This window comes from Lacipirellula sp., assembly GCF_965279485.1.
Taxonomy (GTDB): Bacteria; Planctomycetota; Planctomycetia; order Pirellulales; family Lacipirellulaceae; genus Lacipirellula.
On the sequence record NZ_CBDIIC010000002.1, the window covers coordinates 4,974,819 to 4,999,993 of the forward strand.

Below are 25,175 nucleotides of genomic sequence, written 5' to 3' on the forward strand. Positions count from 1 at the left end.
TGAGAACGGCGTTCGGCCATGCTAATTGTCGAGCCATTCCCCGAGTTCGATGACGACGTCAACGGCGCAGTCGATTACATTGCTGGCCATCATTTCAAGGCATCGCTGCGGTTTCTGGAATCCATTGAAGAGACTGTTCGCCATTTAGCCGCTCATCCAGTTTCAGGATCACTAGTTAAATTCAATGACCCTGGCGCGCAGGGATTGCGAGTGATTGGCGTTCAGCGATATCGCAATTATCTCATCTACTTTCGACCGCTTCCCGATCGCATTCAGTTAATTAGGCTCGTGCATGGCGCTCGGCGGCAACGATCGGTCTTCAAATCACCGGGAGACAAGTAGCGTGACATCAGCAAAGGCAGCGTTCCTCGTACTGACGGCACTCGCTGGTTGCGTAAACGTAGCCTATGCCAAGCATCGCCTCGCCACGCAGGGCAACGACCGCCTCGCCATCGTTGCCGCCGACGGCTCGATCGAACGCGAGAAGCCGTGGGGCGGCATTCACGACATCCACCGACTGCCGAACGGCCACTTCATGGTGCAGCGGGGCGGGGCGGAGGTCGTCGAGATTGATCCCGCGAACGGCCATGTCGTCTGGTCGTACGATTCAGCCAAGCAAGGTGGCAACGACGGCAAGCCGGTCGAGGTCCACTCGTTTCAGCCGCTGCCCGATGGCAAGCTGATGATCGCCGAATCGGGCCCCGCGCGAATCATCGAGATTGATCGCGAGGGCAAGATCGAGAAGACCATTCCGCTGAAGGTCGAGCATCCTCACCCCCACACCGACACGCGGTTGGTGCGGAAACTTGACGACGGCCACTACCTCGTTTGCCATGAAGGCGACGGCACGGTGCGCGAGTACGACGGCGACGGCAAGATCGTTTGGGAATACGAAGTCCCTATGTTCGACAAGCCGGCGGCGGACGGTCACGGCCCGGAGGCGTTCGGCAACAAGTGCTTCGCCGCCGTGCGGTTGGCCAACGGCAACACGCTCATCTCGACCGGCAACGGTCACAGCGTCATCGAAGTGACGCCCGCGAAAGAAGTCGTCTGGAAGCTGGAACAGAACGAACTGCCCGGCATCACGCTCGCCTGGGTGACGACGCTCGAGGTGCTGCCGAACGGGCACTACGTCATCGGCAACTGCCACGCCGGCCCGGGACAGCCGACGCTCGTCGAGATCGATCCCAAGACGAAAAAAGTCGTCTGGCAGTTCGATGGCTTCGAGCAGTTTGGCAACGCGATGTCGAACTCGCTGCTGTTCGACGTCGACGGAGTGCGGCGCTAGTCAAGCCGCTCGCGTCAGGAATCTTTAGCGACCGCTGCTTTCGCTAGGGCATTCTCGCACTCGCGTGGCCGATTCCAAGGGTTCGCCCGCCGGTTCTGCCGGTGGAAATTCTGCGCTCGCGCGTCTAAGTTAAGTGTCGCGAGCAGGCGGCTTCGGCCACGTTCGCTTGGTCTGACTCTTCCTCTCTTTTGCCGCGTGGAGACGCCCGATGAAGTTCGGCATGAACCTGCTGCTGTGGACCGCCCACCTCGACGATTCGATCCTGCCGGTGCTCGATCGGCTGAAGAAGATGGGCTACGACGGCGTCGAAGTCCCTATGTTCGAACTCAACGAGGAGTTTTACGGCAAGTGGGGCAAGCGGCTCGACGATGCCGGCCTCGAGCGCACCGCGGTCACCGTGCGGACCGACGCCGACAACCCGGTAAGCCCCGACGCAGCGATTCGCGCGAAGGGCGTGGCTGGCAACAAGCTCGCGGTTGATTGCTGCGAGGCGCTCGGCGCCGTCACGATGTGCGGCCCGTTCCACTCGGCGCTCGGCAGCTTCAGCGGCGCCGGCCCGACGAAGGACGAGTGGAAGTGGGGCGTCGAGACGATGCGCGAGGTCGCCGAGCACGCCGCCAAGACGGGCGTCACGCTCACGGTCGAGGCGGTCAATCGCTTCGAATGCTACATGATGAACTGCATGCAGGACGCCGCCCGCTTCGTGCAAGACGTGGCCCACCCGCGCTGCAAGCTGATGTACGACACGTTCCACTCGAACATCGAAGAGAAGAACATCCCCGCCGCGATCGCCACGGCGGCGCCACACCTTGGCCATGTGCACATCTCGGAAAACGACCGCAGCACGCCCGGCAAAGGGAACGTCCGCTGGGCGGAAAACTTTGACGCACTGGCGAAGACCGGCTATGACGGCTGGATGGTCGTCGAAGCGTTTGGCTTGGCCATGCCGGAAGTCGCTGCCGCCACGAAGATTTGGCGGCGGATGTACGAGAGCGAAGACCAACTCGCGAGCGATGCGCTGGCGTTCATGAAGAGCGAGACGGCGAAGCGTCGCAGCTAGTCCGGTTCAGGACTGAGCGTGCATGAGAGCCACCGGCTTTGCCGGTGGACGCAGCGAAATCACGGCGAGTGAACACTTCGTCCACCGGCGGAGCCGGTGGCTTTTATCAGTTCGGGAGAACCCCGTTCCTACGCTGTGGTGCGCTGACTAATAGGCTTACTGCTCCGATGGCAACGAGCACGCCGGTGGCAGGCTCCGGCACGGCGTTCATTGCGTTCGCAGCGTTTGCACTGCCGAACGCATTTCGCCACGCCGCGAGATCAGCGGCGTCGACGTCGCCGTCGCCATTGGCGTCGCCATCCGCCGGCAAGGCGCCGGTGGCTTTGCCGTAGCCACGCTGCCATGCAAGGAAGTCGCCGCCGTCGATTGCGCCGTTGCCGTCGAAATCGATGGGCGAGAGAGCGACCTTGTCGGAGACGATGAGCCGGTTACCGCCGCCAGAATAAGTGGCGAGATACGCGAGCTCGCCGCGATCATTGAATCCGCTGCGCTGGCCATCGCCATTGCCCGATCCGCCCTCGAAGAAGAGACCGTCGATCGAGCCAAAAATTGGGTCGCCCACATAGAAGTTCTTCTGCGCGATCAAGCGGAGTTCACCGCTTGGAGTTGAAGCCCAGATCCCAGCATTATTCCATTCGAAAATGCTTGATCCACTCAGCGTGGCCATAAATGCGACCTGGCCGGCGTTGTTGAAGGCCAACTCGCTGAAACTGAGGAACGACGCACCGTCTACGCCGGGAGCCGGCGTTCCTTGGAGAGCCAAGCTCTGCAAGCTTCCCTGCTTGCGTACCCAAATGCTTTCCATGCCGCTGCTGAGCCTGCTTTGGAAAGCAATATCGCCCCGGTTATTGAGCAGCAGTGACGAAAAGTCGCTGAAGCTGGTACTCCACGGTGGACCCGGCGCAGGATCGCCGCCTCGAACTACTGGCGTGGCGACCCCGCCATTTTCGACGTAAATGACAGGGTATTCGCTCGTGTGTCCCTTCCAAGTTTGTGCGACAAACGCCAGGGCGCCAGATGAGTTCAAGACCGGCTCTGTATTTAAGAGTCTGTACAGTCTCCCCGCCTCCAGGCCCGCGGCCTGACTGTCTTCTCGCACCACTAGTGAAAGGGCGTTGTTCCGCCGCGCCCAAATGCCAACGTCATTGCCAGTGTTGACCCCTGTCCCTTGCAGCGATGCGCGAAACGCGATCGCTCCGTTCTGATTCATCGATGGGTGGCTATTGAAGAACGACTTAAAGCTCGTCCCCGCTGGTGCTCCTACGGCTTGCTGGCCGCCCCGCGCGATGAGGTGCAGCAGGCCCTCGTTTTGCGCCCAGATTCCAGGTTCGTTGGTCGCGTCAACGCCGGCGCCGCGAACCGTGCCGCGAAACGTGGTTTGACCGGCGTTGTTCAAGGTGAGGTCGACGAGCGTCGCGAAATCGACGCCTGCCGGCGTGTCGACGGCTTGCGTTCCCTCGCGAGCAATCATCTGGAGCGGCCCGCCGGCGTTCGACCAAATGGCGCTGTTGCTTTCGAGGGTGACGCCTGCCACGTTCTCGCGGAGGAGCCCGGCGAAGGCGACGGCTCCGGAGGAGTTAATCACCGGGTTGGCGGCGCGGCGGAAGAGCGCGCCGGCGGGGCCGCCGGGCGCTGCCGACCCCTCGCGCGCGATGAGCGTGAGTGCTCCGCCGCCGTCCGACCAGACGCCGGTGTCGTTCGGTGCGGTCACGCCGCCGACGTTGTTCGTCAATGTGGCGGCGAACGCGACCCGACCAGCATTGTTTAGCACCGGGGCCGCTGGCCCGTCGACGGTAATGTAGAAGGTAGAAAACTGGCCAGTGGTGCCGGGAGCCGAAGCGCCCGTTTGAGCAACAATGCGATCCGCCGCCGCGGCTGGCAAGTTAAACAGAACGGGGACCAGAAGAGCGAGAACAACGCGGAAATTCATTGAGGAGACTCATGGCTGCAGAGACCACAGGTACGCGAGCCGCGCGGCGGGCCCGAATCGGAGTGAGATCGCCAGTGTACTGCGAAATAATGGATGTGACCACCGTATTAGTAGTCTATTGGTGCGCGTTCCGCAGAAAACGGGAATTTCCGTTATCGCCGCAGCATTCGCAGAAATGCCCTGCGAGAAGTTGGCTAAGGGCTCAACCCGAGCTGCGCGGCGCGTTCGAGAAACGGCTTGGCCGCAGCCGCTTTTCCGGTCCGGCTCAGCAATATCCCCAGCGTGAGGTTCAATTCCGGCGAGTCGGGCGTCTCCTGCAGCCCGTCCCGCAGGCACTGCTCCGCCGCGTTGCGCTCGCCCGACTTAAGCAGTGCCTCCGCAAGGCCGACGCGGGCTTCGGCGACTTGCGGTTGCAACTCAACGGCGCTGCGATAGGCGTCGGCCGCGGCGGCTGGCTGATTGAGGGCGAGCAATGCATCGCCAAGCTGAACGTGCGCCAAGAAATGCTGCGAGTCGAGCTCGATCGCTTCACGCAGCGGCGACAGGGACGCGGCCGCGTTACCCTGCTTGAGAGCAGCGAGTCCTTGTTGATACTGCTCGTCGGCATTGGCGCGATCGAGTTGCTGCGCAATTTCGCGGGCTTCGGGAACGTTCGGCGTCAGCCGGGCGAGTGCCGTCAGCATCGCCAATTGCCGGGCTTCGCCGCGGGCGTACATCCGCTCGGCGCCAATGAGCGTCGCGGCGATGGCAACCAACACGGCCCATTTGCCGGCATGCAGGAACGCCGGCACGAACTGCTCGAACGCCGGGGCAGGGGCATCGACTAGGGCGTCCTGCGTCTTCCGCTCGCTGACCTTCCAGATGAACCCGTCATAGTAAAAGTGGAGGAACGACGAGGTGACGAACGCGGCGATTAGCCACTGGCGGGCGTCTTCAAGGTCGCCGCTGAACATCCGGTCGCCGGCGTGGGCGGTGACGAAGCGGATCGAGCTGTAGGCCGCGATCGCGGCGAGGTAGATGCCGAGCATCGTCGCCCGATCGCGGAACATGAATCCGAGCGGGCCGAAGCGCTCGCCCGCCTTTTCAAACAGCCGGCGGTTGTAGATCCAGACGATCGCGCTGTACTGCACGGCGTGGTAGATCTCGAACATCGCGATGCCGATGAGCAGGTTCGTCGAGAGCCGGCCGCAGTACCAGTAGAACCAGCCGGTCGATGCGGCGAGCAGCAGCTTGATCCAATTGATCGGCAGGCCGCGGCGGCTGCGGGCGATCAAGTTCGCGGTGTAGAGAGAGAGAACGATCGCAGAGATCGCGCCGACGATCCAGCGGACTGTGGCGAGCGCTTCGGGGCCGAAGATCGGTAGGCCGCATTGCCACATGGCGCTCGCGACGCCGAACATGCGGGTATCGCTGAACAGCACGCCGGCGGCGAAGATCACTAGGCAGAGAGCGTGATCGAGCCGCGCGTCGGTGCGGTCGTTCTCGCCGCGACGGATGTCGTAGATCCGCATGAAGCCGTACGTTTGCATCAACCCATGCCAAGTCCCCCAAACGAGGAGGATCAACTCGAGGCCATGCAGGTGAACCCACGGCAGGTGCAACGCCCGAGCCATCGAGGCGGGCGGGCTGAATAGCAGCGCCAACGCGAGGATCAACGGCGGGGCGAGCAGGAACCGCCAGCGGAACCGCTGGAACAACTCGCGATCGCCGTAGGCTCGCATGAACCCGGGCAGGTGGTGCCCGAGCGAAGCGAACGAAATGACGGCGAGGTAGATCTCCTCGGGCCGCAGCCACTGGCGGGCGACGACCAGTACGGCGGGGACGATTAGCAGCGGCGTGAGGACCAGATAGAACAGGTCCCACGAGGGGGAGACGATCCACGGGCGGCGTGGGGCGGCGGTGGCTGCGGGAGTCGACACGCGGCGAGGCTGGCGGAAACCAGCAGTGGTCGGGTAGGGGCGAAGAATCGCTTCCTTAAGTATGGCGCCAGGGGGCGGCGAGGGCGCCCCGCAATCGGGCCTATTTCGGCCAGATCGGCGACCGTGGGCAGGTTACAGCCCGCATTTTCGAGCCGCCGACTGGCCGCAGGCGGGGGTTTTCCTTGGAAATCCGCGGGACGGTGGTTTATGCTGGAGAGGTCGTCCCAAGGCCGCGGGAGGGTCCCGAATCGGTCCGGCGGCGTTGTCTACCCTTCAAGCTGTGAAGACCGCCATGAAACGCTCCGTAGCGTCGATGTTTGCCTTGCTGTTTCTGGCCGCTGAAGTAGCGGCCCCGCTGAGCGTTGCCCGCGGCGAAGGGGCCCCGAGCCCTGCGGCCGCCGAGTCGGTCGACCTGTTCGATGCGATGAAGAGTGGTTCGGTCGATGCGAGCTTCGTCGCGAAGAGCTCGAAGCGCGGCCGGATCATCATGGAGAACAAGACGAACCAACCGCTGACGGTTGAGATTCCCGAAGCCTTCATCGGCGTCCCCCTCGCTCAGATGGGCGGTATGGGCGGCGGCATGGGTGGTGGTATGGGCGGCGGCATGGGCGGTGGTATGGGCGGCGGTATGCAGAGCGTTGGCGGCGGCGCCGGCGGACGAGGCGGGGGTGGCGGTGGCCGAGGCGGGGGTGGCGGCGGACGCGGCGGGGGCCGTGGCGGCTTCAGCATCCCGCCCGAAAAGACTGTCCGCGTCGATGTGCCGCTCCTGTGCATGGACCACGGCAAGCGCGAGCCTTCGTCGAGCAAGCCATACGCGATTCTCCCGATCGAGAACGTGATCAAAGACCCGGCGGTCATCGAAGTCATCGCGGCCTACGCGAACGGCGACCTGCCGACTGGCGCTGCTCAAGCGGCCATTTGGAACATGAACAGCAACGTCGGCTTCGACGAGTTGAGCCAGAAGCTGACCGGCACGCAACGTAGCCACGTCCGCGAACCGTACTTCAGCCGTGAAGAGATCCAGGGCGCGATGGCAATCGTCTCCGAGGCCCGCGAACTGACGGCTGGCCAAGAGGTCGAGGCGCGCGACTTCCCGATGCCGGGCGAAGAGACGGCGAAGGAAGTGACCGAAGCTGCCAAGCCGGCCGATGAAGCCGCAGACGCTGCGACGGAAGAGCCGGCCGACGAAAAGTCGGAAGCTGCGGAGAAGGATGCGAAGCCGTCGAAGGAAGCGGCCGAACCGGCTGCTGAAGTCGAGGCTACCTAATAGCTATCGAAGGGCGAGTCTTCCGATTGCGGGAGGCTCGCCCTTTTTTTATGCGCTTGTTTAGCCCCGGGCTCTGCCCGGGGGTAGGCTAACGCCACGCGCGACGACGCCTACCGGAATGGTTGCCGACCCCCGGGCGGAGCCCGGGGCTAGGACGGCGGCCGCAGCGCGAGCTACGCCGCCGCGCGGAAGTCGTTGCGGATTTCGGCAAGCAGCCGCTGAATCTCTTGCTGGTACTCGCTCCGCTCCTGCTCCCAGCGGCGGGCGTCTTGTTGGTAGTGCCGCTGTTGGGCGTCGATTTCTTGCTCGCGAGCCACGAGCAGCGACGCCCGGTTCTCGATGTCGCGATCACGATTGTGAGCCCAACGATCGAGTTCTTGCCGCTGCTGTTGCAGGGCGTTGAACTGATCGGTGATTTCGAGCCGCGCTGTTTCGAGGTCGCTGCGGCGGCGCTTGAGTTCGTCGCTGGTGAGCTGGAACTGTTCCGTCAAGCGTGCCCGCACATGGGCAACCGAGCGGGCGAGCGTCGCCGGCGCCAGGACGCCTTGCAGTTGCAGCCAAGTTTCCTCTGTGGCGAGACGAATCTCCAGCGCTTCGCGCTGCGTCGCGCGGAGTTGCTCGGCGACTTGTTCGAGCGCTTGTTCCCGCTTGTCGAGTTCGGCGTGCTGGTGCGCGAGCGAGCGCGATTGCTCGTTGGCAGTTAGTCGCGAAGCTTCCTCGGCTGACGCCAAAGCGCGGCGTTCACGAACAACCTGATTCTCGAACGCGAGGCGATCGTGCTCGAGCTCGCGTTCCTTCTCGCTGATCTGCAGCTGCCGTTCGGCGAGCATCGCTTCGGCGTTGTCGAGATAGCCGCTGCGCATCGCGATTTGGTCGGCTTGCTGCTGCACCTCGGCGATGCGGCCTTCGACGATGCCGAGCCGTTCGAACCGCTTCAGCGCCGTTTCGATCTCGCGTTGGCGGAACTCCATGCGGCGTTCGTCGGCTTCGAGCGCGGCGGTGCGCTCCTCGGCAGAAGTCCGCAATTGGTGGAGTTCGGCCCGCTTGAATTCGAGTTCGCCGGCCGTTTCGGCGAGGCGGCGTTCGCAATCGGCGAGGCTCGCTTCTTGCGTGATGACGCGCGTCTCGCGGGCGTCGAGTTCCTTTTGCCTGGCGTCGAGAGCGAGCCGCTCGTGCGAGGCCCGTTCGTGTTCGACGTACAGCTTCGCCTCGCGCGAGTCGAGCTCGCGTTGGCGCTTTTCGAACTTTTGCCGCGCGTCGTCGAGTTCGAGCTGCCGCGTGCGGCAGCCGGCGGTTTCGAAGTCGAGCGCGTCGAGCTTGGTTTGCTGTTCGGTGACGCCGAGTTCCAACTCCAGCTCTTGAGCGGCGAGCTTCTTCTCGCGCTCGCTGAGCTCCTTGAGCCGTTGCATCAGCTCGTCGGCCTCTTCAAGCTGGGCCGCGGCGAGCGTTTGGCGATCGGTGAGTTCGGCTTCCCAAGTTTCGAGCCGTTCTTGCAGTTCGGTCAGTTCGCCTTCGCGCTGGTCGATCCAGAGGCGGGCGTTGCGAATGCGGGAGTCGAATTCGGCTTCTTGCGAGTTGAGCCGAGCTTCGCGGCGATCGACTTCCGTGAGCCGGCCTTGCAGCCGTTCGGCGAGGTTCGCGGCGTGTTGGGCGATCATGTTCGCCGAACCGAGCAGCGGCCCATCGCCGTCCATGGCCGATGCGTCGTCGAGTCCCAGCCAAGCGGGCAGGGCGTCGGCGTCGACTTCCGCAACGACTTCAAGCTGCGGATCGGCGTCGTCGAATGCTTGTTCGGCGGCTTGCCCGGCAATGACGAGTTCGTCCGAAGCGCCGGCCATCGCCATGACGCCGGAACGCGGGCGAGCTTCGCCCCCCGCGCGGCGGACCGGGTGCGCAGCGTCGAGCCGCATCTCGCGGTGCGGCTGCTCGCGGTTCTCGTCGTCGCTGGGGTGTGGTCGTTCGCTCGCCATGCCGTGATCGAAGTTGGTCGCCCCGCGAGGGGCGTCGGTGTCCGCGCGGCGTGGGAGCGCATAGCCCTCACAATCCGCAAAGATTGCCTAACTGGAACGATCGGCACGTCTGGCCGGCAAAGTTTTGCCGAATTGCCTGAAATGAAGTTTTTGGAGCGGCGGGAGCTGGCAGTGCTGGCGGCGGAGGGTATGCGCGGGCTTGTCGTGTCGCGTTTGATGTCGCGTGTCGCGTCGCTTGCGGGTCGAGATGCGATTTTTGGCGACATGATGTTAAGTCGTTTGGTTTGAATTAGTTAGATACTGTTTTGCATGCGAAATCACGAGCGACAGGCGACAGTTGATGGCAATCTGGGGGCTTTTTGGTTTTGATTTAAGTGGCTTGGTTCACGCTGAGATTTGTTGGTCGAGTTCGGACTGAGCGCGCAGCATTTCCGGAGCGCTGCGGTGCGATAGATTTCACCTTAGCCGATTGCGAGAGGGCGGTGGGGTGCTAGTTTCGGCCACCCCTCTGGCGTGGGGGCGGGGGGATGACTCTCGCAAAGGCGCAGAGGCGCAAAGGAAGACGCAAGAGAACAGAGCGAGCGGGTCGGCGGGGCGATATACTTGGCATCGGCGATTTTTGGATATCTCGGGTGCGAGCATTGGATTTCATGAGCGTCTACTGGTGGCTGGCGGCGATCGCCCTCGTCATTGGCTCTGCGCGGGCTCAGATGATGGGGGCCGCTTTGGTTGAGCGCTGGACGGGGCGAGAGGTGCGCCCTGAGCCGGGGATTGGCTGGTCTGATCAGCTTTACTCGTTGCTTGACTTTGGCATCGCGATGGGAATTGGGCTCCCGCCGATCTTCTTGATGCCAGACGCCGACGTGCTCGTGACGGTGTCTTTCTGGTTCGCCGGAATTACGATTGGCGGAATGGTCGCGCAAGCTGTTTGCGGGCGGAAGACTGCGTAGTGGCTGTGGCGGGTGGCTGACGGGAGATGTCTCTCGCAGAGGCGCAGAGGAATACGCGAAGAGTGATCGCGAATGCGAGCGGAGGCTTCGTAGCGGGATTTGCAGCGCAACGAAAAGCCCCCGGTTTGAAGAACCGGGGGCTAAGGTTGGTTTTGCGATTGGGCGTTGCGGCGCGGATGGGGTCGGGGGCCTTTTGCCACTGGGTAGATTGCGTTGAGTGGAACGCCTCTAGTGGCAAAAAGCCCCTGACCCCTTTCGAGTTAGGCCTGGGCTAAGACCTGGATCTTCACGTCGCGGATCATGTCCTTAACGCGGTCGCGGTAGCTCGCCATGTGCGGCGCTTTGAGGTGGGCTTCGAGCGCGGGGACGCTCGACCACTTTTCGATGACGGTGACGACGTTGTCGCGGGCTTCGCCGGTGGAAACGCTGGTCTTCAAGTCGATCGCAGGGCCGTATTCGATGCAGCCGTCTTCATCGCGGACGATGCTGATGATGCGGTGGAATTCGCCGAGAAATTTTTCGCGGACGCCTTCGGCGAGTTCGATGGTGGCTAGGACGTGGATCATGGGGAGCCGTGGGCTGTCGGCTGTCAGCTGTCGGCCAAACAGGAAGCCGATGCGGGAAGCCAGGGTTGCTAGTGGGCAACGCCGTTAGCCCCCGGTTTGAAGAACCGGGGGCTAAGGTTGGCGTTTGCGATAATGTGCGATCAGCCTTTGGCCGAGTCGATCGCTTGTTGCAGGCGGGTCTTCGGTTGGACGCCGACGAAGCGGTCGACCACTTCGCCGTCCTTGAAGACCATCAGCGTCGGGATGCTGCTGACGCCGTAGCTTTGCGCGCTGTGGGGCGCGTCGTCGACGTTGAGCTTCACGACCTTAGCCGAACCGGAGTTCTCGCCGGCGAGCTGCTCGATCAGCGGAGCGATCTGGCGGCATGGACCGCACCAGGGCGCCCAGAAGTCGACTAGCACCGGCTGCGCCGATTTGAGCACTTCGCTGTCGAAGTTGGTGTCGGTGATTTCTTGGATAGCGCCCATGGTATTCCTCCGGTTCCTCGTGGGCCGTCGATGGGCGACGGCTCGGTGTGATGATCTCTCTTGTTTTCCCCGGCAGATGGTACGGATCAGCCAGGGGAGTGGTTCAATTCAGGCGATTTTCGCCGATCCGCGATTATCTTGGCGATGGCTGGCGATGTCAACGAACGGCTTTCAGGGGTGGGTAAACCGCGAATCTCGCCAATTGGCGCGAATGAAGGAAAGTTACTCCCGCATGATTGGCGTGATTCGCGGTTCGGCATTCTTCCCATTCAGACGCTTGGCTGCCGCGAGTGGTTCAGACAATCGGGCGATCGGTGCGATAGGCGTTTCCTCTAGTTGCCGACCGACGGCAACGTCGGCGGTTGTGGTTGGCGCCGGGTTGTTCGATACTCATTGTTCGGCGCTCGCTGCGGGGCCGCTCGATTTATCAAAAGAGATTGGAGAATTGCGATGGCTCGGACTCCCAGCACGATGTTGCCGCTCGGCACGGCGGCGCCCGATTTCAAGTTGATGAATGTGGATGGCCGCGAGGTGGCATTGGCAGACTTTGCGGGCAAGCCAGCGCTGCTGGTGATGTTCATGTGCAATCACTGCCCGTTCGTGGTCCACGTGGCCGACGAGCTGGCGCGGCTCGGCAGCGAGTACATCGGCCGCGGCGTGGCGGTGGTGGGGATCAACTCGAACGATACCGCGACCCACCCGGCCGACTCGCCCGAGCGGATGGTCGCCGAAGCGGAAGAGCGGGGCTACGCGTTCCCGTATCTATTCGATGAGACGCAAGCGGTGGCGAAGGCCTACCGCGCGGCGTGCACGCCTGACTTTTTTCTTTTCGATCAAGATCGGAAGCTGGTTTACCGGGGGCAGCTGGATGACAGCCGGCCGGGGAACGGCGTGCCGGTGACCGGGAAGGATTTGCGGGCGGCGCTGGATGCGGTGATCGCGAGAGCGGCGCCGGCGAGCGAGCAACGGGCGAGCTTGGGATGCAATATTAAGTGGAAGGCGGGCAACGAGCCGGAGTACTTCGGGTAGGGCGGCGAGCAGGTAGCGCGGAATAATCATCCATACCGTCGGGCCATAAAGCCGCGGCCGTTGGCCGCGCGTTCTCGGCGTGGTACGCAAGAAGGGGTCGGGGACTTTTTGCCACTGGTGATGTTGCCGTTGTGGAAAAGCTTCCAGTGGCAAAAGGTCCCCGACCCCGTTGAATTTGAAAAATCGCGTTGACGCGGCAGGATTGGAGATCGTATAGTCGCATTCAGCTGTCCGTGGGGGGAACAACACGGGAGCTGAGGCAATGCGACAATTTCTGTTGGTTCTCTTCTTGCTGGCGTTTCTGCCGGCGGCGGCGAAGGCTGTGCCTTACGCCGAGTATGATCCTGCGACAGGGGATCTTGTCATTCACGAACTCCGTGGAGCTTTCGGAGCGTTCGTGAGATCCTCGACGGTTCAGCTTCGATCCGGCATTCTAAGCGAACCGGCTGATATCCTACCGACCGCTGCCGCGGCGCCTCAGTTGGTGAGCGGAAATGTCACTGCTATGTTCACTCACCTGAATGTGAAGATGCCGCGTAGTCCCGGTTCGTCTTCGGCGCCATTCGCGTTTGATTCGATTCGACTGCACTCGCTCGTCCCGCCAGGGACGTCGGTCGCCACATTGAGCGCGGGTTACGGTGGTGATCCGACCGCAGCGTTACGCATGTCGATTGTTGTTGTGCCGGAGCCGAGCGGCTTGGCACTTGCAGCCATAGGCGCTGCCGCGTTCATGCGCCGAAGAGTCCGGTCTTAGGCGGTGAATCTGAATGTCCGCAAGAAGGGGCGTTCGTGCACTGGACTAGCAAAGAGAAGAAAGTTTGTGATGCAATTCTGCTGACCGTGGGGGGAACAACACGGGAGCTGAGATGATGAGACTTTTCGTTTTCGTTCTGTCTTTGGCGGCAATTTCGTCAACCGTCGCGAACGCAGCGCCTCATGCCGAGTACGATCCGCGGACGGGGGATGTCGTCATTCGTGAACTCAGTGGAGCGATTACGGCGACTGTTGTTTCTTCGAATGGACGGCTACGGTCGGGCATTCTTCGGGAGCCGGTGGACATACTACCCAGCGATGCAACGCCACCTCTGCTAAGCGGTAATCTAACTGCCTTGTTTACACACTTGAATGTGCAGATGCCGTGGAATCCGCCCTCGCCGCGAAAGCCGTTCGCGTTCGACTCGCTTCGGCTGAAATCACTTGTCCCACCGGTGACGCCGGTCACTACGTTGAGCGCGTTTTACAGCGTGGATGCAAGCACGACGTTGCCGATGTCGATTACTGTCGTTCCGGAGCCGAGTAGTATGGCGCTCGTAGCGATGGCAATCGCGTGCGGGATCGCCGCACGCCGGTTCAAGTGAGCAGCAAGCCGCGGAGTTGCCGTTTAGGCGCTGGTGACTCGCGATTGGGCGATGAGTTCTCGCACCATTGCGGGGAGACCGCCGGTTTGCTCGGCGAGCGCGAGTTGCCGTTCGGCCCAACTGGGGCCGGCGGCGAGTTGGCGGCAGCGTTCTAGTTGCTCGCGGCAGCCGAGGTCTTCGGCGGTGGGCGATAGTCGCTCGACGAGGTTGTCGACAATCTGCGGCAGCGTGTGCGCTTCGTAGCTATGCGAGTCGACGAGTTGCGCTTTGTTGCCGTAACGGGCGGCCCGCCACTTGTTCTGCGCGACGAGCATGGGGTGGCAGTCGTGCTGATAGGCGCCGTGGTCGATCTCATCGGAAAGCGCTTTGACGAGGCACTGCATCAGCGCGGCTAACGAGAGCACGTCGCTGAGGTTGCCCGGCATGTCGCACATGCGGATTTCGACGGTGCCGAAGTTGTGGTGGGGGCGGACGTCCCACCAGAGTTCGCGGATCGTGTTGATGAAGCCGGTGCCGACCATGTGGTTCACTAGCCACACGTATTCGCTCCAGTTGCGCATGAGCGGCGGGAGGCCGGCGGTGGGGAGGCCTTCCATCACCTTCGAGCGGTAGGAGTGAAGGCCGGTCGCTTCGCCTTCCCAGAACGGGCTGCTGCTGGAGAGGGCGAGCAAAGTTGGCAGATGCCGCATGATGCGGTCGCAGATCATTACCGCTTTGTCGCCGCTGTCGACGCCGACGTGGACATGCAGGCCGAAGGTCATCATCCGGCGGGCAAGGACTTGCAGCAGGTCGACGAGTTTCAGGTAGCGCTCGTCGGGCGTGACTTGTTGTTCGTCGCAACGGGCGAAGGGGTGAACGCCGCCCCACCAGAGGCCGAGGCCGAGCGCGTCGGCGGCCGCTTCGACGACGCCGAGCCGGCCGCGGAGATCGCGTTCAGCTTCGCCGATCGATTGGCAGACGTCGGTATTGATCTCGACGACCGACTGGATGATCTCAGGCTTGAAGCGATTGCCGCCGCGATCGGGAAGCCGCTCAACGAGTCGGTTGAAGGCGTTGCTGAGGTTGGATGTTTGGAGATCGACGAGGCCGAGTTCGAGCTCGATGCCGAGGGAAGGGTGGCGGTTGGGGGTGAACTCGATGGGGGGCATGCGCTGCGCTGAGGGTTCAGGTGTTGGGGTTCAGGGTTCAGGAGGGAGAAGGGTTTTTGCTGAACCCTGAACCCTTAACCCTAATGGCTACTGATGCAACTTATGCGCCGGCTGCAGGTTCGCAGGCGAGGATCACGGCTCTGGCTAGAATCTTCACTCCAAGTGGCAGTGCGGTTTCGTTGACGTTGAACGTGGGGGTGTGGAGCGGGCGGATGACGCCGTCGCCGGCGGCGATGCCGAGGCGGAACATGGCGCCGGGGACGTGGTCGAGGTAGCAAGCGAAGTCTTCGCCCCCCATGCTCGGGCGGGGGATGACGCGGGCGATGACGCCGGGGGTGGTTTCGGCGGCTTCTTCGAGGATGCGGTTGGCGGCTGCGTCGTTGCGAACCGACGGGATGCCGCCGTCGACGCGGACTTCGATTTGCGTGGCGGTGATCTCCGCAACGCCGCGGGCGATTTGATGGATCTGCTCGATCGTCCGCGTGAGGACGGCGTCGTCGAGCGTGCGGAGCGTGCCGTCGAGTTCGACCTCTTCCGGAATGACGTTGGCGTTCTGCCCGCCGGCGATGCGGCCGAAGCTGAGGACGACCGAGTCGAAGCTATCGGTCGTACGAGGGATGAACTGGTAGAGGCTGCTGACGAGTTGCGCGGCGGCGGCGATCGGGTCGCGCGACTCGTGCGGGCGGGCGCCATGGCCGCCGCGGCCGCGGACGATGATCGTCACGTCGTTGCAGTTGGCGGTGAAGGGGCCGACGCAGAGGCCGATCTCGCCGGTGGGGCGGGGCGGGTCGACGTGGAGGGCGAAGATCGAGCTGACGCCGTCGAGGGCGCCGGCGGCGATCAGGCTGCGGGCGCCGGCGGCGGTTTCTTCGGCGGGTTGTAGGATCGCCCGCCAGCGGAGAGGCCAGGGGGCTGCGCCGCTAGCTTCGAGCTTGTGGAGCGCGAGGGCGACGTGCGTGGCGATGGCGGCGTGGGCGTCGTGGCCGCAAGCGTGCATCACGCCGGCGCGGGTGCTGCGATAGGGGACGTCGTTCGCTTCGTGGATGAGGAGGGCGTCGATGTCGCCGCGGAAGGCGATGCGCGGCAGGCCGGGCGCGGCGGAGCGGTTATCGGCGAGGACGCCGCAGCCGTCGGGGCCCATGCGGAGGGCGAGTCCGGGTTGATCGAGCGCTTGGTAGAGGGCGAGGCTGGTTTGGAGCTCGGCGCCGCTCGGTTCGGGGTTCGCGTGGAGGCGGCGGCGCAGGGCGACGAGGTCGGGCGTCGCTTCGGCGACGATCTTGTCGAGGGTTTGTTGCCAAGCGGGCATTGGGGCGGAAGACCCCTCCCATGAAGGGAGGGGCTCGCTGGTGGATGTTTGCGGCGTTGTTGCCGCAAGTATACCCCATTTGATGCGCGGTGATGGCGCTGCTGGCCGTTGTGGCGTGGTGCGCGACCCCCGGGCGGAGCCCGGGGCTAGACGAAGACGGGCGTGACCAGCTTCGGCAGGACGCCGCGTTCGTAGCCCATGGCGAGGAACTGCGTCACGGCGTCGCGGCCGCGGGCGCCGAAGTCGAGCGTCCAGTCGTTCACGTACATGCCGACGAACTTGTCGGCCTGGCTGCGGTCGAGGTCGCGGCCGTATTGCAGGGCGTGCTCGAGGGCGGCTTCGCGGTGGTCGAGGCCGTACTTGATGCTCTCGTATAGTAGCCGCTGAACTTCTTGCGTCGCTTCGGGGCCGAGGTCCTTACGGATCGCGTTGGCGCCGAGCGGGAGCGGCAGGCCGGTGAGTTCCATCCACCAGACGCCGAGGTCGACGATCAGCTTCAGGTTGCTCTGGCCGTAGGTGAGCTGGCCTTCGTGGATGATCAGACCCGCGTCGATTTTCTTGCCGTTGTATTCGCCGCGGTTGACGACCTCGATGATTTCATCGAAGGGGACGACCACATGGTCGAAGTCCCGATCGAGACAGAGCCGCAGGGCGAGGAACGCGCTGGTGAGCGTGCCGGGGACGGCGATCGTTTGCGTGCGGAGGTCGTCGATGGTGCACAATTCTTTGGCGATGACCATCGGGCCGTAGCCATCGCCCATGCTCGCGCCGCACGAGCAGAGGTCGTACTTGTCGTGCAGAAAGGCGTAGGCGTGGATGCTGACGGCGGTCAGCTCGAGCTCGCCCTGGAACGCGCGGCGGTTGAGGGTCTCGATGTCGACCAGCTCGTGCGTGAATTGATACTTGCCGGTGTCGATGCAGTCGTTCGCCAAGGCGTGGAACATGAAGGCGTCATCGGGATCGGGGCTATGACCGACGCGGATGAGCTGCTTGGCTTGGGTAGCGGACACGACGGACCTCGGCAGTGGCGGGCTGTTTGGCGGGTTGGGTAAGCAACCCATCCTACCGATTTCGGCCGGGGCGGCGAAGGGGGCGAGTAGCCGCGGCTCAACGAGCCGCCGGAGCGAGGCGCGTTGGGCTTCCTGCGGCGAAAGCGACCACGGCAGGGGAGGGCGGGGCGGCGTCTATTTTGTGCCGCTCCGGCCGGTCGTTGACCGGCGGCTACTGCGAGCGGGTTAGCCCTGCAGCGAGAGGCCGGCGGATTCGTAGTGGAGGCCGGCGAGGGGGGCGATCGGCGTCGACGGGGCTTCCGCCTTCAGCCGTTCGCAGGCTTGCTTCCACGTTTCACGCTCGAATTCGAGCAGCTGGAGAGCCGCAGCCAGCGGGGCGGCGTCGTGATTCAGCTGGGCCAGCGCGAGCTGCCGGAACGCGAAGGCGTACTCGTCGGCTAGGCGGCGTGAGAGCTCCGAAGACATATCGAGGCCCTGCACGAGCGCTTCGACGATGTCGTTGGTGCGGGTGAGGAAGTTATCGCACTCCAGGCGTTGCTCCGCGGCGTTCCAGAGCAGTTCCGCTTGGCGGCCGAAGCGGATGGCGCCGTCGAGCAGCATGAGCTGGAGCTCAGGCTGCGAGGCGGTGAGGACGCGACCGTCGAGATAGCGGGCGTTGGCGCTGGCGTACGTCAAAATTCCGTCCCCACTCGGATGGTTTGTCTGGCGAGTTACGTTATCGGCATGCGGGGCGGGTTGGCGGTAGTTTGATCGTCGGCGTTGCGTGCTAGCCTCGAGCTGTGGCCGGGAGTTGTAGCGGTGATGACGCTGCCGGCCGTGGCGGTGTGGTGCGCAACCCCCGGGCGGAGCCCGGGGCTAGAGGGAGTGCGTTACGCGCCGGTATAGGGCGCCAGCGGCTTCAGGTCGGCGAGCGCGGATTGGCTTTGCTGCAGTTTCGAGATCACGAGCTCAAGTTGGTAAAACTGGTTCGTTAGACGTTCTTCCTGCGACGAGAGCTGGGTTGTCCACTGATCGAGCCGCAACTCGTTCGACGCGATCGTCGCTTGCAGCGCCTCGCTGCTGGAAGCGATGAGGGAATTCTCGCCGCCGGCCAAACCGTCGACGACTTTCGAGATCTTCACCGCGACGCCGGTCTGGGCGTTCGAAAGGAACTGCTCGACGCCGCCAGGATCGTTGGCGAACGCCGCCTTCAGCTTCGTTTTATTGACGGCAAGCTTGCCATCCGCGTCGACGCTGAGGCCGATTTGCTCAAGCGACTGGAAGTTGCCCAGGCCTGAATAGCGATCGGTCAGCGCTCGCGATAGCCGCGTATCGATTTGGAGCGCTTCGTTCGTGCCGAACAGGAGGCCAGTGGTGAGGGCGTCCGCGTCGAACGAAGTGAGCTTGTCGAGGTCGTCGCGAAGCGAGTTGTAGGATTTGACGAAATCGTCGACAGACGTGAGCAGCGTTTCATCCGTCTGTGATACGCCGACGGTAATCGCCGTATCGCTCGCGCCGGAGACGGTGAGATTCAGGCCCGGAATGGCGCCGTTGAACGTGTTCGTCTGCGAACTGACGAGCACGCCGCCGCCGGGCGTGCTGCTGTTGCCGTAGAGGATGACCGCGTCTTGGGCCTTGGCGGTTTCGGTGAAGTTCATCGCCGAGGTGCCGGAGTCGATGAGCAATTGATTGGCCGAGCCGGTGGCGTTCACCGAGAGGCTGAGGCGATAGCCCGTGCCATCGTAGACCGTCGAGGCAGTGACGCCGGCTTTGAGATCGTTGATCTTCGCGGCGAGGGCCGACAGGCCGGTTTGGGTGCCGGTGGAGGCGGTGAAGGCGCCGGCGCCGTTGATGATTTTCTTGCCGCCGATGACCGTCGACTCGCCAAGGATATTGAGATCTTTCGCGGCGGTGCCGTTGCCGACTTCTTCAACCTTCAGCTTTCCGGCGCCGCCGGCGGCGTCTTCGAGTTCGATGCCGGTCTTCGCCGAGTTGAGTCGGGCGACGACCTTCACGCCCGTGGCCTCGGCCTTCGCGTTGATCGCATCGATCACCTGACCGACAGTGGTGATGCCGGAGTCGGCGCCGTTGAGGTCGAGGACCAGCGGCTTGCCTGTGGAGTCGGTAATGCGGATGTCGCCGGCGCCGATGCCTTTGCCGCCGTTGAGCGACGACAGCGGGACGGCGGCGCTGGAACTCTGCAGATTCGACAGATCGATCGTGTACGAGTTCGTGCCGTCGATGACCTGCCGTTCCGTGCCGTTGACGTCTTTTTTCGTGCTGGCGCGGGTAAGATTGAGCGATTTGGCGATGTCGCCGCTGAGGTCGGCGACGCCGAGCGTGCCCGACCCGCCGACGACGTCGACGAGGACGATGCCGTCGCCGGCGTCGTTGATGCGGGCTTCGACGCCGTTGGTGAGTTGGTTGATCGAGTTGATGACGTCGCCGACGGTCTTCGGTTCGAGGCCCGACGACTTCATGTTCGCCGTGCGGGCGGCGCCGTTGGAGTCGGTGACGCGGACGTCGCCGAAGACGACGCCCTTGCCGCCGTTGAGCGACGAGAGGAGCGTCGCTTCGCTCAGCGTTTGGCGTTTGAGGGCGCCGGAGTTCTTCGTGCCAGCAGCCTGATTGGCGGCGAGGCCGAGCTTGTCGGCGGTGTTCGTGGCGTCGCCATTGGCGATGAGCAGATTGCCGCCGCCGTTGGAGTTGTCGGTGATGATCAGCCCGTTGCGAGCGGAGTTGATCGACGCCGTCACATTGGGCGCCGCGGCGTTGACGCGCGAAATGACGTCGCTCAGCGTTTCGGCGCCGGCGAGATTGACGGAGCCGTTCACGCCCGCGCGATCGGTGATCTGCAGCGAGCCGAGCGTACCGACGCCTGCGCCGCCGTTCAGGCTGCTAAGGAGCGAATCGCGGAGGCCGCTGAGCACTCGCTTGCCGGTGATCGACGAGCCGCTGGTGGTCGTGGCGATGCCAAGATCATCGGCGGCGGCGCCGACGACGCCGTTTTCGACCTTGAAGTCGCTCGATCCCGAGGTGAGGTCGGTGAGTTCCAGTCGGTTGCCGTCGCTGGATATGGCGGCGGTTAGTTTGCCGGCGCCGGCCGTGTTGATTTGTTCGAGGACTTTGCCGAGGGTGTCGGCGTCGTGCAGGTCGATTCCGAGCGACGACCCGTCGGAGAGGGTGACGTCGATGTCGACGATGCCCTGCTTGGAAACGGTGACGCCGTTGCCGTCGTTGAGCGTCGAGAGCTTCGTCTCCGCGTGGAGGCGGAGGATGTCGGCGCCGGTGGCGGTGTTGGCGGCGACGTTGACGCCGCCGAGGCCCAGGCTTGCGGCCGTCGTGCCGCCGGCGACTTCGGCGACGGTCATCGAGCCGCTGCCGCCGGAGCTATCGGTGAGGACGAACGAGTCGCCGCTCACCGAGGCGTTGACGCCGACGTCGGTGTTGTTGTTGATCGCCGCGACAACGTCGTCGACGGTGCGGGCGAAGCTGAGGTCGATCACCGCAGCGCTGCCGCTGCGGTCGGTGATGCGGATCTTGCCGCGCTGCAGGCCGGCGCCTTCGTTGATTTGGTCGAGCGTGATGCCCTGATCGAGGAAGCCGCCGAAGCCAAACGAAAACGTGCCGCTGCCGAGGTTGGCCGCAGCGCCTTCGAAGACTTGGCTCACGACTTGCTGGGCCGAAGCGGCTTGCACCGGACGGATTTGGAACGAGCCGATCGAAGGCGTCGCGCCGGTGGCGATGGAGACTTGGAGCAGCGATTCGTTGCTCGACTTCGCGGTGCGGGTCGAGTAGACGGTGCTCGCCTTGAGCTTGTTCGCGGAGAACTGAAAGCTGAGGAGCTTCGAGCCGAGCGTATCGTAGGCGAGCTGTTCTTGCTTGAGACTGTCGTTGCGCGTCTTGAGAATGTCTTTGGGACGCGCAGCGACTGCCATCAATTGCTTGACGGTGTCCTGGATGTTTAGTCCGGTGACCAAACCGACGTTGGAGGAAATTCTTGCCATACGTTCAGACTTTCGATCGCAACATCAAGGCGTCGAGTCGGCCGCGTGGAGTTTTCGCCACACGCAAGCCTACGTCGCGGAGGAGCATTCGCCGAAGCCGGTCGTCGGGCGACGGCGTATCAGGAGTTATCGGCAGAGTTCCGCCAGATACTCCATGCTGTTAACCGCGGTGCTAGCATGCGAGTTCGTCCGGTTTTAGCGGTAAGCGTCTCCTCTTCGTGCTCAAAGGCCTGCAAGGCCGCGCTATGAAAGCCCAGGGCGAAGCCCTGGGAAGGCAAGCGAATTAGCATCAATAGCCCTGAAAGGGCGCGCGTCATTGTTCGTTCACCCGAGCGCGCCCTTACAGGGCTATCGGTCATGTGATGAATCGCGACCCCAGGGTTCCGCCCTGGGCTTTCACAGCGCGTCCTTTCAGGACTGAGTGCGTGGCGCCCGCGGCGCTGCGGTTGATCTTTTGCGGGGTGACGTCTACCGGCATGGCGGGCGACCCCCGGGCGGAGCCCGGGGCTAGGGGAGGCGGCCCCCGACCCCGTTGAGCCGCCAACGAAAAAAGCCGGTTCGGTCTTTTGAGGACCGAACCGGCTTCGTTAGGTTTCAATCAACCGCGGTTAGGATTAGCCACGGAGCAGCGACAGGACGTTCTGCGGGTTCTGGTTCGAGATCTGCAGCACCGTGGTGCCCGACTGAACGAGAATCTGCGAACGGGTCAGGTTGGCCGATTCCGCGGCGAAGTCGGCGTCGCGGATCGAGCTTTCGGCGTCGCTCAGGTTCACAAGCACGTCGTTGAGGGCGTTCTTGTTGGTTTCGAGCGTCGTCCGTTGGAAGGCGCCGAGACGACCGCGGAGCGAGGTGACCTGGTCGATCGCTTCGCCGACGATGGCGGCAGCGGTCGTCGAGTCATTCGCCAGCGAGGCGTTGTTACCGGTGCCGAGCTGGAACAGCTTGCCGCTGACGCCGCCGAGCTTCGCGGTGTTGACGCTGGCGATGCCGAGGCGAGCTTGCTGGTTGGAGACGACGTCCTGACCGAGTTGGAACAGGGCGCCGCCGCCGTCGATCGTGAACGCGGCCGTGCCGGTGAAGCCAGCGGTGAGCGAACCGCTGATGTCGAGGCTGGCCGTGTTGATCGAGAACTTGTTGCCGTCGCCGGTGACGACCACGCCGTTGATCGAGGCTTGGACGTCGGTGCCGGTGTTACGAGCACGGTCGTTGATGGCGGTCGTGAAGGTGCCGGTCGGGGTCGACGTGGCGCCTTCGCTGATGACGCGGAGGTCGACGACCGACTTGCTGCCGTAGCTGGTCGAGACCAGTTGGAGCGTGGTGCCGTTGACGACCGCTTCGACGCCGGTGGCGTCTTTCACCAGGTTGATGCCGTCGGCCAAGCCTTGGGCGCTGGTGCCAGCACCGAAGGAAAGGACTTCGGCGCCGTTCGAGCCGGCCAGTTCGAGCACCACGTCGCCGCTGATGCCGCCCGAGGCGGTGACGCCGCCGGCGGTGTTGGCGACGACTGGCGGGGTCTGCGAGGTCGGGTTGTACAGACCGTCGCCGGTGCCGACGTTGATCGAGGCGTTGTAGTCGGCGAGGGCGTTGATAGCGGTCGAGATATCATCGAGGTCGGTCGCCGCCGTGTCGTTGACCGTCACGGTGATGTTGCCCGAGCCGTCGACCGCGGCGGTGGGGGCGCCAGCGGTGACCGAGGCCGATTCGGCAATGGTGACCGTCTTGCCGTTCGCCGAGGCGCCGGCGGTCGCTGCGGTGATGGTGATGGCACGGCTGCCGGCGTCGCGGCCGCCGGTGAGCGTACCCGAACCGGTGGTCGAGGCGGAAATCGTTTCGGTACCGCCGGTGATTGCCGAGGCCACGAAATCGGTGCCGGCGTTGATCACCGCATACAAATCGGCGGTGGTATCGTTACCAGCAACGGAGATATCGACGGTGGCGGTCAACGTGTTCGTGCTGGCGTCGTAGACAGTGCCTTCAGTCGTACCATCAGCGATGACGAGGTTCACCGCGCCATTGCCTTCCGCGCCGGCGGCAGGACCAGCTGCGGCGGCAGTCAGGGTGAAGCCTGACGGACCGGCGGTCGTGAGGGCGACGGCGCCAGCAGCCTGCGTCGCCGTGTTGGCGAACGTGGCGGTCGTGGTCGCGGTGGCGCCAGCGACCGACGCCGGGATGTTGGCGACGTTGACTTGGCCTTGGGTGGCGGCGGCGGTGACGTTCACCGAGACCGACACGCTGCCGGTGGCGCCGAGGTTGGCTTGGTCGATCTTCAGGTCGGAGATGTTGCCGAAGTTGCTGCCGGCAGTCGTGAGGAAGTCGAGGCTGCCGTCGAGCAGACGGCGACCTTGGAAGGTCGTGGTTTGGGCAATGCGGTTCAGTGCTTCGAGCGAGCTGTCGACCTGCAGCTGGTTAGCAGCGAGTTGCTCGTCGCTGAGGGCGCCGGCGTTCGCACTTTCCGTGACGAGGCCGCGGATGTCGTTGAGCAGCGAGCTCACCCGGCCGAGGGCGGAGTCGGCGGTGGCGATGACTTGGTTAGCGCGGTCGGTGTTCGTGATGGCGCGCTGAATGCTGGTGATGTCCGAGCGAAGGTTTTCGCTGGCGATCAAACCGGCCGGGTCGTCCTTGCCGGTGTTGATGCGGAGACCGGTGCTGAGCCGCGTGAGCGATTGCTCGAGCGAGGCGTTCGACTGGCGCAGTGTATTGCGAGCGACCAGCGATTGAACGTTTGTGTTGATACGAGTCATTCTTCAAACCCCTGTCAGGTAAGAGCTACTTTCCGACGCGGGCCAGAGCGCTTGGAAGCTGCTCAGTTCTGGCCAGGCATTTGGTCGATCGCACGGCGCCGAGGTCACCCGCCTCGCGTTGTCCACCGTTGTTCGGTTGTCGACGGCTCCGGCGAATCCTCGCCTGTATGCAAGCACTCGCCAGAGTCCATCGCGCCAAGCGTAGGTTGCAGTTTGGCGGCGCGCTGAATAATTTTGGCGAATCCACAGTCCGTGGCAGCTAGAACCGTCGCGAGCGTCTTGTGAGGGCGCTGGCGGCAAGCTCTAGCTAAACCGTCTGTGCGAAATATCGACGGCGAGAAAATGGGTGCTTGAGGGAGTGACAGCACCTTTCGGCGGGAATGCAGGTTGCCGAATGGCGTTTGCTAGACGCGGTCGGCATAGCCGGCAAGATCAGGCGCCGGGCGCCAGGATGCCGTAGGCGGAAGGATTGTCAGAATCGTTAGAGTCGATGCGATGAGGCGTCGCGACGGCGAGGCGAGGCAACGAGACGAGCAGCTTGTACTTGAGGCTCCCTCCCCCTGGAGGGGAGGGCTGGGGAGGGGGGAGGAACCCGGGTACCAGCTGCAGTCACCCCTCCCTTGTGTTACACACCGACTACCGCACTGCGCTCGGGCAACTTAGGGTTGCCCGTGCTCGCTTGCTCCCATCCCCCTCAAGGGGAGGGGACCAGAAGGAATTTATTAGGTGACGCAGACTCTCGTCGCTCTACGAATTGCGCCCCAGGCCGCGGGCGTCTTCTGGACGGAGTTTGGCGGCCTGCTGATTCTCGCGGCGGATCGCCTCGTAGACTTCGCGGCGGTGGACCGAGACGTCTTGGGGAGCTTCGATGCCGAGCTTCACTTTGTCGCCGCGGACGTCGACGACGGTGACCACGACGTTGTCGCCGATGATGATGCTCTCGTCGCGAGTTCTGGATAGAACAAGCATGGCGGCGTCTCCCGAATCGCGGCGCGAACCGCGGATTGATGGTGTATCTGGCAGGCGCGCTGTCGCTAGCGACGCCGCGCGTGGTGGTTATCGGTAGGTGGGAGTAGCGAGTTTCAAGTTTCGAGTTGCGAGAGAATACCTTCCGTATCCGTCTCAGAACTCGCGACTCGTCGCTCGCAACTTCTGAGTGCTTTGACATTCCTCAAGTGAA

Annotated in this window: 21 protein-coding genes; 9 read left to right on the top strand and 12 right to left on the bottom strand. The window is 63.6% G+C overall.

The annotated features are described in order from the left end of the window. The first annotated feature begins 18 nt into the window (after positions 1–18). The 3 genes from ACQY7R_RS27425 to ACQY7R_RS27435 all read left to right on the top strand — a co-directional run bounded on the left by ACQY7R_RS27425 (position 19) and on the right by ACQY7R_RS27435 (position 2,348). Positions 19–342, top strand: coding sequence for a type II toxin-antitoxin system RelE/ParE family toxin (locus ACQY7R_RS27425; RefSeq protein WP_428308723.1), 324 nt, complete (start codon positions 19–21; stop codon positions 340–342). 1 nt (position 343) lies between these two features. Then, positions 344–1,288: a PQQ-binding-like beta-propeller repeat protein gene (locus tag ACQY7R_RS27430; RefSeq protein ID WP_428308724.1), complete on the top strand. Its 945-nt coding sequence runs from the start codon at positions 344–346 to the stop codon at positions 1,286–1,288. Positions 1,289–1,496: 208 nt separating this feature from the next. Next, positions 1,497–2,348 (top strand): sugar phosphate isomerase/epimerase family protein, encoded by an 852-nt coding sequence (locus tag ACQY7R_RS27435; protein WP_428308725.1) that lies wholly within the window; start codon positions 1,497–1,499, stop codon positions 2,346–2,348. Positions 2,349–2,454: 106 nt separating this feature from the next. Here ACQY7R_RS27435 and ACQY7R_RS27440 read toward each other — a convergent pair whose 3' ends face one another. Together ACQY7R_RS27440 and ACQY7R_RS27445 are read right to left on the bottom strand one after the other, a co-directional pair. Then, entirely contained in the window at positions 2,455–4,278 is a 1,824-nt protein-coding gene (locus ACQY7R_RS27440; RefSeq protein WP_428308726.1) for a DUF7453 family protein, read from the bottom strand. 194 nt (positions 4,279–4,472) lie between these two features. Next, positions 4,473–6,197, bottom strand: coding sequence for a tetratricopeptide repeat protein (locus ACQY7R_RS27445; RefSeq protein WP_428308727.1), 1,725 nt, complete (start codon positions 6,195–6,197; stop codon positions 4,473–4,475). A 292-nt stretch (positions 6,198–6,489) separates the two neighbouring features. On the opposite strand from ACQY7R_RS27445, the gene ACQY7R_RS27450 reads away from it, so the two are divergent. Continuing rightward, the gene (locus tag ACQY7R_RS27450) at positions 6,490–7,464 is read left to right on the top strand and encodes a hypothetical protein (protein ID WP_428308728.1); all 975 of its coding nucleotides are present in this window, start codon (positions 6,490–6,492) and stop codon (positions 7,462–7,464) included. A 173-nt stretch (positions 7,465–7,637) separates the two neighbouring features. On the opposite strand, the gene ACQY7R_RS27455 is transcribed toward ACQY7R_RS27450, so the two are convergent. Then, complete coding sequence (locus tag ACQY7R_RS27455) at positions 7,638–9,434, bottom strand: hypothetical protein (protein WP_428308729.1); 1,797 nt, start codon at positions 9,432–9,434, stop codon at positions 7,638–7,640. A gap of 3 nt (positions 9,435–9,437) precedes the next feature. Between ACQY7R_RS27455 and ACQY7R_RS27460 the strand changes: the two genes are divergently transcribed. Together ACQY7R_RS27460 and ACQY7R_RS27465 are read left to right on the top strand one after the other, a co-directional pair. Next, a complete protein-coding gene (locus ACQY7R_RS27460) occupies positions 9,438–9,722 on the top strand; it encodes a hypothetical protein (protein WP_428308730.1) in 285 nt (94 codons plus the stop codon). 362 nt (positions 9,723–10,084) lie between these two features. Beyond that, positions 10,085–10,384: a hypothetical protein gene (locus ACQY7R_RS27465; protein ID WP_428308731.1), complete on the top strand. Its 300-nt coding sequence runs from the start codon at positions 10,085–10,087 to the stop codon at positions 10,382–10,384. Positions 10,385–10,644: 260 nt separating this feature from the next. On the opposite strand, the gene ACQY7R_RS27470 is transcribed toward ACQY7R_RS27465, so the two are convergent. Both ACQY7R_RS27470 and trxA read right to left on the bottom strand, forming a co-directional pair. After that, on the bottom strand, positions 10,645–10,950 hold the full coding sequence (locus ACQY7R_RS27470; RefSeq protein WP_428308732.1) for a putative quinol monooxygenase: 306 nt from the start codon (positions 10,948–10,950) through the stop codon (positions 10,645–10,647). A gap of 140 nt (positions 10,951–11,090) precedes the next feature. Next, a complete protein-coding gene (gene trxA, locus ACQY7R_RS27475; RefSeq protein ID WP_152097935.1) occupies positions 11,091–11,417 on the bottom strand; it encodes a thioredoxin in 327 nt (108 codons plus the stop codon). Between the two features lie 450 nt (positions 11,418–11,867). Here trxA and ACQY7R_RS27480 point away from each other — a divergent pair, with 450 nt between their 5' ends. The 3 genes from ACQY7R_RS27480 (at position 11,868) to ACQY7R_RS27490 (ending at position 13,804) form a co-directional block, all read left to right on the top strand. Further along, positions 11,868–12,446 (top strand): thioredoxin family protein, encoded by a 579-nt coding sequence (locus ACQY7R_RS27480; protein WP_428308733.1) that lies wholly within the window; start codon positions 11,868–11,870, stop codon positions 12,444–12,446. Between the two features lie 664 nt (positions 12,447–13,110). After that, positions 13,111–13,200: an MprA protease, GlyGly-CTERM protein-sorting domain-containing form gene (gene mprA, locus ACQY7R_RS27485; RefSeq protein ID WP_428308922.1), complete on the top strand. Its 90-nt coding sequence runs from the start codon at positions 13,111–13,113 to the stop codon at positions 13,198–13,200. A 514-nt stretch (positions 13,201–13,714) separates the two neighbouring features. Continuing rightward, the gene (locus ACQY7R_RS27490; protein WP_428308923.1) at positions 13,715–13,804 is read left to right on the top strand and encodes a PEP-CTERM sorting domain-containing protein; all 90 of its coding nucleotides are present in this window, start codon (positions 13,715–13,717) and stop codon (positions 13,802–13,804) included. A 23-nt stretch (positions 13,805–13,827) separates the two neighbouring features. Here ACQY7R_RS27490 and ACQY7R_RS27495 read toward each other — a convergent pair whose 3' ends face one another. From ACQY7R_RS27495 to csrA, 7 genes are all read right to left on the bottom strand, one after another. Then, complete coding sequence (locus ACQY7R_RS27495; RefSeq protein WP_428308734.1) at positions 13,828–14,952, bottom strand: carboxylate-amine ligase; 1,125 nt, start codon at positions 14,950–14,952, stop codon at positions 13,828–13,830. A 100-nt stretch (positions 14,953–15,052) separates the two neighbouring features. Then, positions 15,053–16,258 carry a M20 metallopeptidase family protein gene (locus ACQY7R_RS27500; protein ID WP_428308735.1) on the bottom strand — a complete coding sequence of 402 codons (1,206 nt, stop codon included), beginning with the start codon at positions 16,256–16,258 and terminating at the stop codon, positions 15,053–15,055. 146 nt (positions 16,259–16,404) lie between these two features. Next, entirely contained in the window at positions 16,405–17,268 is an 864-nt protein-coding gene (locus ACQY7R_RS27505) for a menaquinone biosynthesis family protein (protein WP_428308736.1), read from the bottom strand. Positions 17,269–17,493: 225 nt separating this feature from the next. Then, positions 17,494–17,943: a flagellar export chaperone FliS gene (gene fliS, locus ACQY7R_RS27510; RefSeq protein WP_428308737.1), complete on the bottom strand. Its 450-nt coding sequence runs from the start codon at positions 17,941–17,943 to the stop codon at positions 17,494–17,496. A gap of 194 nt (positions 17,944–18,137) precedes the next feature. Then, positions 18,138–21,254, bottom strand: coding sequence for a flagellar filament capping protein FliD (gene fliD, locus ACQY7R_RS27515; RefSeq protein ID WP_428308738.1), 3,117 nt, complete (start codon positions 21,252–21,254; stop codon positions 18,138–18,140). 614 nt (positions 21,255–21,868) lie between these two features. Then, the gene (locus ACQY7R_RS27520; protein ID WP_428308739.1) at positions 21,869–23,995 is read right to left on the bottom strand and encodes a flagellin; all 2,127 of its coding nucleotides are present in this window, start codon (positions 23,993–23,995) and stop codon (positions 21,869–21,871) included. A gap of 747 nt (positions 23,996–24,742) precedes the next feature. Then, positions 24,743–24,964 (bottom strand): carbon storage regulator CsrA, encoded by a 222-nt coding sequence (gene csrA, locus ACQY7R_RS27525; protein ID WP_152097944.1) that lies wholly within the window; start codon positions 24,962–24,964, stop codon positions 24,743–24,745. Positions 24,965–25,175: the final 211 nt, after the last annotated feature.

What these genes read in the sequence shown, in the direction of transcription:
- ACQY7R_RS27425 (WP_428308723.1), top strand. Translation starts at nt 19, where the DNA reads ATGCTAATTGTCGAGCCATTCCCCGAGTTCGATGACGACGTCAACGGC.
- ACQY7R_RS27435 (WP_428308725.1), top strand. Translation starts at nt 1,497, where the DNA reads ATGAAGTTCGGCATGAACCTGCTGCTGTGGACCGCCCACCTCGACGAT.
- ACQY7R_RS27440 (WP_428308726.1), bottom strand. Translation starts at nt 4,278, where the DNA reads ATGAATTTCCGCGTTGTTCTCGCTCTTCTGGTCCCCGTTCTGTTTAAC.
- ACQY7R_RS27450 (WP_428308728.1), top strand. Translation starts at nt 6,490, where the DNA reads ATGAAACGCTCCGTAGCGTCGATGTTTGCCTTGCTGTTTCTGGCCGCT.
- ACQY7R_RS27455 (WP_428308729.1), bottom strand. Translation starts at nt 9,434, where the DNA reads ATGGCGAGCGAACGACCACACCCCAGCGACGACGAGAACCGCGAGCAG.
- ACQY7R_RS27465 (WP_428308731.1), top strand. Translation starts at nt 10,085, where the DNA reads ATGAGCGTCTACTGGTGGCTGGCGGCGATCGCCCTCGTCATTGGCTCT.
- ACQY7R_RS27470 (WP_428308732.1), bottom strand. Translation starts at nt 10,950, where the DNA reads ATGATCCACGTCCTAGCCACCATCGAACTCGCCGAAGGCGTCCGCGAA.
- trxA (WP_152097935.1), bottom strand. Translation starts at nt 11,417, where the DNA reads ATGGGCGCTATCCAAGAAATCACCGACACCAACTTCGACAGCGAAGTG.
- ACQY7R_RS27480 (WP_428308733.1), top strand. Translation starts at nt 11,868, where the DNA reads ATGGCTCGGACTCCCAGCACGATGTTGCCGCTCGGCACGGCGGCGCCC.
- mprA (WP_428308922.1), top strand. Translation starts at nt 13,111, where the DNA reads ATGTCGATTGTTGTTGTGCCGGAGCCGAGCGGCTTGGCACTTGCAGCC.
- ACQY7R_RS27490 (WP_428308923.1), top strand. Translation starts at nt 13,715, where the DNA reads ATGTCGATTACTGTCGTTCCGGAGCCGAGTAGTATGGCGCTCGTAGCG.
- ACQY7R_RS27495 (WP_428308734.1), bottom strand. Translation starts at nt 14,952, where the DNA reads ATGCCCCCCATCGAGTTCACCCCCAACCGCCACCCTTCCCTCGGCATC.
- ACQY7R_RS27500 (WP_428308735.1), bottom strand. Translation starts at nt 16,258, where the DNA reads ATGCCCGCTTGGCAACAAACCCTCGACAAGATCGTCGCCGAAGCGACG.
- fliD (WP_428308738.1), bottom strand. Translation starts at nt 21,254, where the DNA reads ATGGCAAGAATTTCCTCCAACGTCGGTTTGGTCACCGGACTAAACATC.
- ACQY7R_RS27520 (WP_428308739.1), bottom strand. Translation starts at nt 23,995, where the DNA reads ATGACTCGTATCAACACAAACGTTCAATCGCTGGTCGCTCGCAATACA.
- csrA (WP_152097944.1), bottom strand. Translation starts at nt 24,964, where the DNA reads ATGCTTGTTCTATCCAGAACTCGCGACGAGAGCATCATCATCGGCGAC.